The organism is Stackebrandtia sp. (assembly GCF_035643755.1).
GTDB lineage: Bacteria > Actinomycetota > Actinomycetes > Mycobacteriales > Micromonosporaceae > Stackebrandtia.
The window spans coordinates 1-7,928 of record NZ_DASQPW010000019.1 but is presented as its reverse complement, the minus strand read 5'-3'; the positions used below and the strand labels follow the sequence as shown (position 1 = coordinate 7,928).

The 7,928-nt window shown below is 71.5% G+C and carries 7 protein-coding genes and 1 pseudogene; 1 reads left to right on the top strand and 7 read right to left on the bottom strand.

From position 1 onward, the window contains the following. The 7 genes and pseudogenes from VE172_RS01425 to VE172_RS01395 all read right to left on the bottom strand — a co-directional run. Window positions 1-255 (bottom strand): annotated as a pseudogene (locus VE172_RS01425) (hypothetical protein); the annotation flags it as partial. Between the two features lie 107 nt (window positions 256-362). Beyond that, complete coding sequence (locus VE172_RS01420) at window positions 363-1,604, bottom strand: J domain-containing protein (protein ID WP_324796098.1); 1,242 nt, start codon at window positions 1,602-1,604, stop codon at window positions 363-365. A 118-nt stretch (window positions 1,605-1,722) separates the two neighbouring features. Beyond that, a complete protein-coding gene (locus VE172_RS01415) occupies window positions 1,723-2,115 on the bottom strand; it encodes an NTP pyrophosphohydrolase (protein WP_324796095.1) in 393 nt (130 codons plus the stop codon). 21 nt (window positions 2,116-2,136) lie between these two features. Beyond that, entirely contained in the window at window positions 2,137-2,868 is a 732-nt protein-coding gene (locus VE172_RS01410) for a hypothetical protein (RefSeq protein WP_324796092.1), read from the bottom strand. Between the two features lie 7 nt (window positions 2,869-2,875). Beyond that, window positions 2,876-4,762: a dynamin family protein gene (locus tag VE172_RS01405; RefSeq protein WP_324796089.1), complete on the bottom strand. Its 1,887-nt coding sequence runs from the start codon at window positions 4,760-4,762 to the stop codon at window positions 2,876-2,878. Next, complete coding sequence (locus VE172_RS01400) at window positions 4,759-5,316, bottom strand: nucleotide exchange factor GrpE (protein WP_324796086.1); 558 nt, start codon at window positions 5,314-5,316, stop codon at window positions 4,759-4,761. Before VE172_RS01400 ends, VE172_RS01405 begins: the two co-directional genes overlap by 4 nt. A gap of 26 nt (window positions 5,317-5,342) precedes the next feature. Further along, entirely contained in the window at window positions 5,343-6,761 is a 1,419-nt protein-coding gene (locus tag VE172_RS01395; RefSeq protein WP_324796083.1) for a dynamin family protein, read from the bottom strand. A 488-nt stretch (window positions 6,762-7,249) separates the two neighbouring features. On the opposite strand from VE172_RS01395, the gene VE172_RS01390 reads away from it, so the two are divergent. After that, on the top strand, window positions 7,250-7,928 hold a 679-nt coding region (locus VE172_RS01390), incomplete at its 3' end, for a hypothetical protein (protein ID WP_324796080.1).

Here is a 7,928-nt window from a genome sequence, read left to right as displayed (position 1 = left end):
CGAGGCGGTGATCTCGGAGGCGAGGCGCTCGGCGTGGCGGCTGCCGTGGGCCAGCAGGGCGGCCAGGGCGGCGGGATCGTCGACGGGGGTGCCGTCGACGGTGACGGGGCCGCAGGCGGCGTCGAAGGGGCGCGGGACGCCGCCCCGCACGACGCGGCCGTCGCGGGTGGTGATGGTGAGTCCCGCGTCGTCGACCGTGCGTTCGGCGATGTTGGGGAGGTCCTCGCGGGACGCGGCCGCCCACAGGCGCACCATGACGGACGAGCGCGCGGCGGCGGTGTCGAGAGGAGACAGCGGGCACCTCCCTTGGCGTCAGAAGCTGCCGACCAGCTTCTTAGGGAAGGCTCACCTTACTGCACGTCCTATACCTCGACCGTGTGGCGGGGCGAAGAAGTGGCGGCGTCGGCGGCCGCCAGGCGATCGCGCAGCCGCCGCAGCGTCGGCAGGTGCAGCGTGTAGGGGTCGTTGGCCAGCCAGCGCCCGATCTCGCCCGCCGCGTCGGGTGCCGACAGGTGCCGAATCACCGCGTCGGCGCCCGAGATCCGATCCACGGGAAGGTTCGGCCACACCACGAAGCCGCGCACCTGCACCCCGCTGAGCAGGCGGGAGACGTCGTCGACGGCGCCGGGCAGCGCCGCGGCGCCCGAATCGCCCGCCGAGCGCGGGATCGGGGGAGCGATTACCGCGACCCTGCGTCCACACACGACGGTGTATTCGGCGCGGCGGGCACCCACGGGAACCCGCACGAACAACCGCGCGGCGGGCAGCCGCTCCAGCAGGGTGCGCAGCACCGCGCCCGTGCGGCGGTCCGCGCTGGGCCGGGCGCCGCCGGGGGCGAAGGCGTTGAAGTCACGCAGTGCCGTGCGCACCGCCGCCAACAGCCGCACCGCGAAGCGCAACTGCCGCACCGTCCACGGCAGGGCCACCGCACCCATCAGATGAAGCCCCATCAAGACGCCCGCCAGCGAGAACCCCGACAACCACGCCACGATGAGCGCCGCGGCCGCCACCCCGATGATCGTGGCCAGCGGCTTGGCGGGCCGCATCACCCGCACGCACGCGGCCACCACGAACGCCGTCACCAACAGGACATAGGGGACGATGAGCGCCCGCAGCGGCGCCGGGCCCGAACCCGACAGCACCAGGGCGCACAGCTGAATGCTCAGGTAGAGCCACACGACACCCGCCGCGGCGCAGATGCTGCCGCGCTGCCATACCGACGGCGCGTAACGCAGCCGCCGATTCGGGTCGATGTCGATGAACCACGGCCGCGCCATCACCTCGCCGGGCCCGCCCGGCGGGTCGTCCACCACGGTGTTGACCCGCCACGCCTTCACCTTGCGGGACTTGGTGTGCCGCCCGGGCGCGCGGCGGGAACCGCGCTGCCACACCGGGCGGCGGTTGCCGGTGGCGGCGTCGTACTCCAGGCGCCGCTGGGTATCGGTGAGAGTCTCGTACGCCTCTTGCAGGATGTGGAAGGTTTCGGGATCGCCACCGGCGTCGGGGTGGGCGTCGCGGACTTTGTGTCGATAGGCCCGGCGAATCTCGGCGGCCTCGGCCGCCGGAGTCACTCCAAGAATCTTGTAGTAATCAGGTTCGGTCACCCGAACCTCCGCAGTGGATCGAAGTGTCGCCCGCGAATGCGCGGTATGGGAATATCCGAACCTACTACATCGGGTGTCGAATGTGTCGGCGGTATCGATCTCGTCGCTCAAACGAGTCTCAGGCCACCGCCCGCGCCCCCACCACGCTGCCCCCCGCCCGCTCGACGCGTTGACGCAGACCGCGATCGGACGTCACCACCAGGCAGCGCCGATGCGGGGCGTGCTCGGCGGCCAGGGCGGCGATCGTGTCGTCGCCGCTGCCGGGGGCGTCCACCACCGTGACCGTGTCGGACGACGCCACGCCCCGGGCGCGCCCCTCGGCCACCAGCAGCACCTCGACGGGGCCGCCGCGCGCCCACGACGGACCGCGTTCGATTCCTTCGGAGGCCACGTCACCGAGCCGGTCGCGCAGCCGCGCGGTCGCCCCGGCCCGGTCGCGCCACCAGCCGTCGGGGCGCGAACCCACCACATTGGCCGCGTCCACCACGATCACCGGCACCCGGCCGTCCATGACACCCCCCGTGTCGCGTCGCTAAGGCTGCCACCACCGCGCCAGCGACGACACCGCCGGGTCCGGCGAGTGCGCCAGCGAATCCCAGCCGCCCCCGCCACCGTCGGCGGCGGCACCGTCCATGGCGAACAGGTCGTCCAGGGAGGCGGTGTGGTCGAAGGCCGTGTGGTCGATGGTGTCCAGGCCGCCGCTGTAGTCCGGTGTGGACCCCAGTAGTCCGGCGTCCGACCAGGGGGCGCCGTCGACCGGTTCGGGCCGGGCGTCCAGATCCAGGTCGGGCGGGAACTCCGCGGTGAAGGCGGGGTCGTCGGCGTCGGCGTGCGCGTCCGGGTCGACGCCGACGGTCTCGGAGTCCACCACCTCGACGTGCACGTCGTCGTGCGGATCGTCGCCGTGGTCATCGGCGTCCACCGCGTCGTGGTGGTCCACTGTGTCATCGGCGGTGGCGTCGACCGCGTCGTGGTCCGCGCCGTCGCCGTCATGCCCCGCGTCGTCGTGGTCGACGGCGTCGTGCGCCCCGGCCGCGTCGTCGTGGGCGTCGATGCCGTTGTCGTCGGATGCGTCGGTGCCCGCGGAGTCGTCGGCGTTGTCCGCGTTGTCGTCGCCGTCGTCGCTGAGGCCGTCATCGGCCAGCGCGTCGTGATCGGCCGCGTCGTCGTACGCGTCGGGGTAGCCGTTGTCGTCCATCCCCCCGTCGTCGATGCCGTTGTCTGACTCGGCGCCCTCGGATTCGTCGGGCCAGTCCATGCTCATCCCTGCCTCACCCTTCCGCCGATGCCTGCGGCAAGATAGGTTTCGTCTTGGCCAAGACCTCGTCCACCTGCTTGATCTTGGTTTTGAAGGCCTCGCGGCGCTTCATCAGGCCCTCTTTCTTCTTCACGCGCGTGGCGTTGTCCTGCTTGAGGGCCTTCTCCGACGCCGCGATCTGCTTGTCCAGCTCCTCGCCGCGCTTCTCCAGCGCGTCGTCCAGCGCCAGGTTGAACGTGTACTCGACCTCGGTGAAGCGGTACTGGATTTCCTCCTGCAGGGACGCCCGGGTCTCGCCGAGCACCTCCCGCACCCAGCGCCCGGCCTGCTGCCGGTCCTGGGAGACCTTCTTCTTGTACATCATGAACGCCGCCGCGGCGACGCCCAGGCCAATACCCGTGGCGGCGAAGGCCACGGTGGCCACGCCGGTGGCCGCCGCGGCGGCACCGCCGCCGATCATGGTCACCACGCGGGTACCCATCATCACGGTTCCCGCCGAGGACATCACCAGCATCGCGTTGTCGCCGCTGGCCTCGCGGCGCGGCTTGCTGCCCGACTGCATGCGCAGCTGGGCGTTGATCCGCCCGATCACCTGCGCCAGTTCCTGCGGCGGGAACATCTGCCGCAGGGTGCGGTCGGCCAGCACCTTGAACCGGTAGTCCAGCTCCTGGCTCAACCGCACCGACAGGGCGTGCAGCGCCCGGTCGACCTCGGTGGGCAGGTTCTTGATGTCGCTGCGCCCGGCCTTTTCGGTCTTCGCCAACAGCTCCTCCTGGAGCTTTTGGACGTAGGTGCGCAGCCGCGACGTCGCCTCCACACGGGCGCGCTGGATCTCGGTGCGCAGCGCCATGTTGGACTGTTTGGACTGTCCCCGCTTCAGCTTGATGACCCGCTGCTTGTCCGCCTTGAGCTTCTCGGTGAGCTGCGGGTCGGGGTCCAGGGTGCGCAGCTTCTCGGTGACGCCGATGTCCAGGCGGATGAACTCGCTGCGCAGCGCCCGCAACAGGTTGGAGCTGTTGAGGATGCTTCCCTTGGCGCCCAAGTTGATCAGCGCGTGCTGAAGCATCGCGATCTTCGACTCGTCGATCAGGGTCTTGGCGGCGTCGGGCGGCATGGTCAGGGCCATCTCGGCCAGCCGCGACGACACCGGGAAGAACGGGGCGTTGGCGAAGCGCGGCGCGTGGGTCTGCAGCAGCGCGATGTCGTCGTCGCGGATGCGCTGCCAGCCCGGGTAGGCGTCGGTCTTGGTCAGCGCGAACAACACGAAGTTGACCCGCTTGCTGGCCTCGATGAGGAAGTCCAGCTCCGGCTTGGAGAACGGCGACGAGGAGTCCACCACGAACAGCAGCGCCGTCGCGCGGCTCACCGCGTCCAGCGCCACCTCGGCGTGCATGGCGTCCAGGCCGCCCACGCCCGGGGTGTCGATCAGGTTCAGGTACTGCAGCAGCGGCGCCGAGTGCGTGATGCGCAGCCGCCGCGGCGGACGCACCCCGCCGGGCAGCTGGCCCAGCGTCGTGCCCCAGTCGCGGATGTCGGACGGGTTGAGCGGCACCGGGACCTCGTTGCCCGGCACGAACGCCTGCACCGTGTGCTCGGCGCCGTGCTCGAACTCCAGGTACGAGCTGGTGGCCACCGCGGCGTCCACCGGCGACAGGTTCGGCACCCCGATGAGCGCGTTGGTCAGCGAGGACTTGCCGCGCTTGGTCTCGCCGACGACCACCATGGTGGGCTTGTCCGACGCCTCGCGGCGCATCGCGTCCAGGTCCTGGGCGCCGTCGGCGTCGACCTTGCGCAACGCCGCGATGCCGTTGGTGACGGCGGTCTTGCACAGCTTGTCCAAAGCCGCCACCGGGTCCTTCTTGGCCGGCGCGGACTGTGGAGCGGAATCGGTGGTGGTCATGCGGCACCTGCGTTGCGGTAGACGGTGACGATCGGGTTACGCAGCACCGCCGCCCGGTCCGCATAGCCGACGGTCTCCACCACGGCGATGATGCCGTCGTGGGTCGGGTCGGGCGCGGGCGTGGTGCCGCCGGCCTCGTGCCGGGTCGGGTCGAAGCGCTCGCCCACCGGGGCCACGGTGGTGACGCCGGCCTCCGACAGGGCGTTGCCGATCTTGTCGGCGATGGCCTGGCTGGTGGCCCGGTCGCGCACGTAGATGCACGTGTCGATCAGGGCGCGGCGCTCGGCGTGCAGCTGGTCGATGGCCGCCAGGGCGGCGGTGTCGGGGCCGGCGGGCGCGGCGGCCGGTGCCGCGGCGCGCTGGTTCAACCGTCCCCCCAGCAACCCCAGGATGACCAGGCCGGCGATGATCGCGCCGGCGAAACCGGCGGCGGCCACGGGCGCGACGAACATCTCGTCGTTCGTCGCGGCCAACAGGCCGGTGACGGCGCCGGTCAACGCCGCGGCGGCGATGGCCGCCACCGCGGCGATCAACCTCAGGTGGCTTGTCGACATCGAATTTCTCCTTGGTGTCGGACGATTCAGTGGGCGGTGCGGGGTGCGCGCAGTTGCTGGGCCAACAGGTGGAATCCGCGCGCCACCACGTGGGCGACCCGCGCCTGCGCCGGCGAGGCGCCGCCGACGGCGAAGGCGCGCCACCGGTTGTTGGCCTCCAGCGCCGCCCGGACCAGGGCCTCGGTGTCGGTGGCGGGAAGCCCCAGCACGTGGGAGGCGTCGGACGTCAGCGCCAGGCGGGCGATCTCGGACTCCATGTCGCTGGGCAGTTCGACGGTACCCGTGGTGACCTGCGCGGCCACCTCGATGAGCCGCAGGCGGTGGTACTGCGGGTCCTGGATCACGCGCTCGATGGCGTCGCGCAGCAGCTCCCGCTCCGGCGGGTGCTCGGTGGAAGAGGCCAGCGCCTCCAGCCGGGTCAGGCCCCAGCCGGCCTTGATGGCGTCGGTGCGCAGCTGGAACGCCTGGTCCAGGGTCTGGCGCAGCCGGGGGAAACCGGAGGCGGCGAACAGCAGCCGCACCAGTTCACCGGTGGCCATGTGCGGGTTGGCCACCAGGTGTGCCACGGCGAAGTTGATGCCGTACAGGTCCAGCAGGCGCAGCAGGCGCTCGCGCTGCTCCACGCCGATGGACGACTCCCGGGACGTGAACAGCGACGCCGCGGCCAGCATGATCTGGCGTTCGGCCGCCGGCAGTTCGGCGAGCTTGCGCAGCGCCTCGCAGTCGGCGGCGGTGAGCCGGCCGGCCTCGGTGGTCTCGGCCAGCAGCCCCACCACCGGGACCACGTCCGACACCACGCGGCGCATCACCTTGGACTGGTTGCGCGACAAGGGTTCGGCCACCGGCCACGGGTCGCCCGCGGGGTTGGGGGCCAGCTTGTCGATCTTGTTGAACAACCCCAGGGAGTTGATCGGGTTGGACGACAGCCGCGACGACATGGTGCGAAACGCCTCCAGCGCCTGCAGGTCGTCCTCGCGCACCGACTGGGTGAAGGTGTAGATGATCGCCTCGGCGCTGGACAGCGCCGACTGCGAATCGGGGTCGATGTCGTCGGCGATGGGCGCGTCGAACAGGAACTTGCGGGCCTCGTCCGAGATCGACTGGTTGACCGAGGACATGCCGGGGGTGTCGACGACGGTGAGGTTCTCCAGGCGGTCGGAGGTGAGGGTGACGTCGACGTAGGCGATCTCCTCGCGCGGCACCTTGAGCCGCTGCGGGACCATGCCGGACTCGTCCAGCGGAAGGCTGACGCGGGTGCCGTCCCGCTTCACCACGTCCACGCGATCGGAGGTGCCGTAGCGGAACTGGGTGACGATGCGGGTACACTCGCCGACCTCGGTGGGGGCCACCCGCCGTCCGATCAACGCGTTGACCAACGTGGACTTTCCGGCCTTGAGCCGTCCGGCGATGGCGACGCGCAAGGGCTGGCCGATGCGGGCACGCACCCCCTCGACTTCGGCGCGCGATCGGGGCGACAAGCGGGGGGAGATCTCGGTGCACAAACCGGCAACACGAGTACTCAATGGGCCAGATGCCATGGTGTGGGGGCGCTGGGCAGCCTGGGCGTGGACCCCGGGCCGGGGCGCCGGCCTCCTTCCCAATTCGACAGCGGTTCCGGACGCGGCACACGCCCGGACGAGGTGCACCCACGCGACACGCTCGACGGCGGGCAATTCGACGCTACCGCAAGGCTTGCGGGCGGCATGCAGCCGCGCCCGGGCCGAGCCGACGCCGGGTGCGAGCCTACCGTCAGCCGGTGCGGCCATCGCCAGTCTTCCTTTGTCAAAATATGATGTCCATGGGTCATCGCCCGAGGGGACACATTGTCTTCTCGGTTGATACCTGCGACCCTACGAAGAAGGCACCCCACTGACATCCCTGTTTCGTGCCACCGCACCGCCTGAGCGCGGTCCTGATCGCCAGAAGGAGTCACGTGCCAGCCGTTGACGCGCCCGACGCCGAACAGCATCCGCGTGATGACGACCCCGCCGCGGGGGCCTCCGTGGCCACGGCCGCGGCCTCCCGCCTCGCCGAGCCGGGACTGGTACTGGTGTCGGGGCCCGCCGGCTCGGGGCGCAGCCACGTGCTGCACCGGGTGGCCGCGGCGTTTCGCGGCCCGGTCTACTCGGGCGGGGGTCTGTCGATGCTGCGCGCCACCCCGGGGCTGGCGCTGGCCCGGGCGGTGCGGGCGAAGCTGCCCACCCACGACGTGGCGCTGTGCGCCGAGGCGGTGCGTTCGCGGGTCCGCGGCGGGCTGCTGGTCATCGACGACCTGCAATGGTGCGACCCGGTGACGCTGGCGGTGCTGCCGCGCGTCGCCGAGCACTGTCGCGTGCTGGCGGCGCTGCGCACCCCGCACCGGCTGCCCGAGACGATCTCGTCCGGTCTGACCGCCGGCGCGCTCACTCTGGACATTCCGCCGATCGGCGATGCCGCCGCCACCGCGCTGGTGCGGCACCTGGCGCCCGGCCTGGCCGAGCCCGCCGTCAAGAACCTGGTGCGCCGCGGGGGCGGCAGCCCGCTGGTGCTGGCCTGCCTGGCCCGCCACGCGCAGCAGCACCCCGAGGCCGGGCCCACCGACCCGGCCAGCACCACACCCGACGCCGTGCACG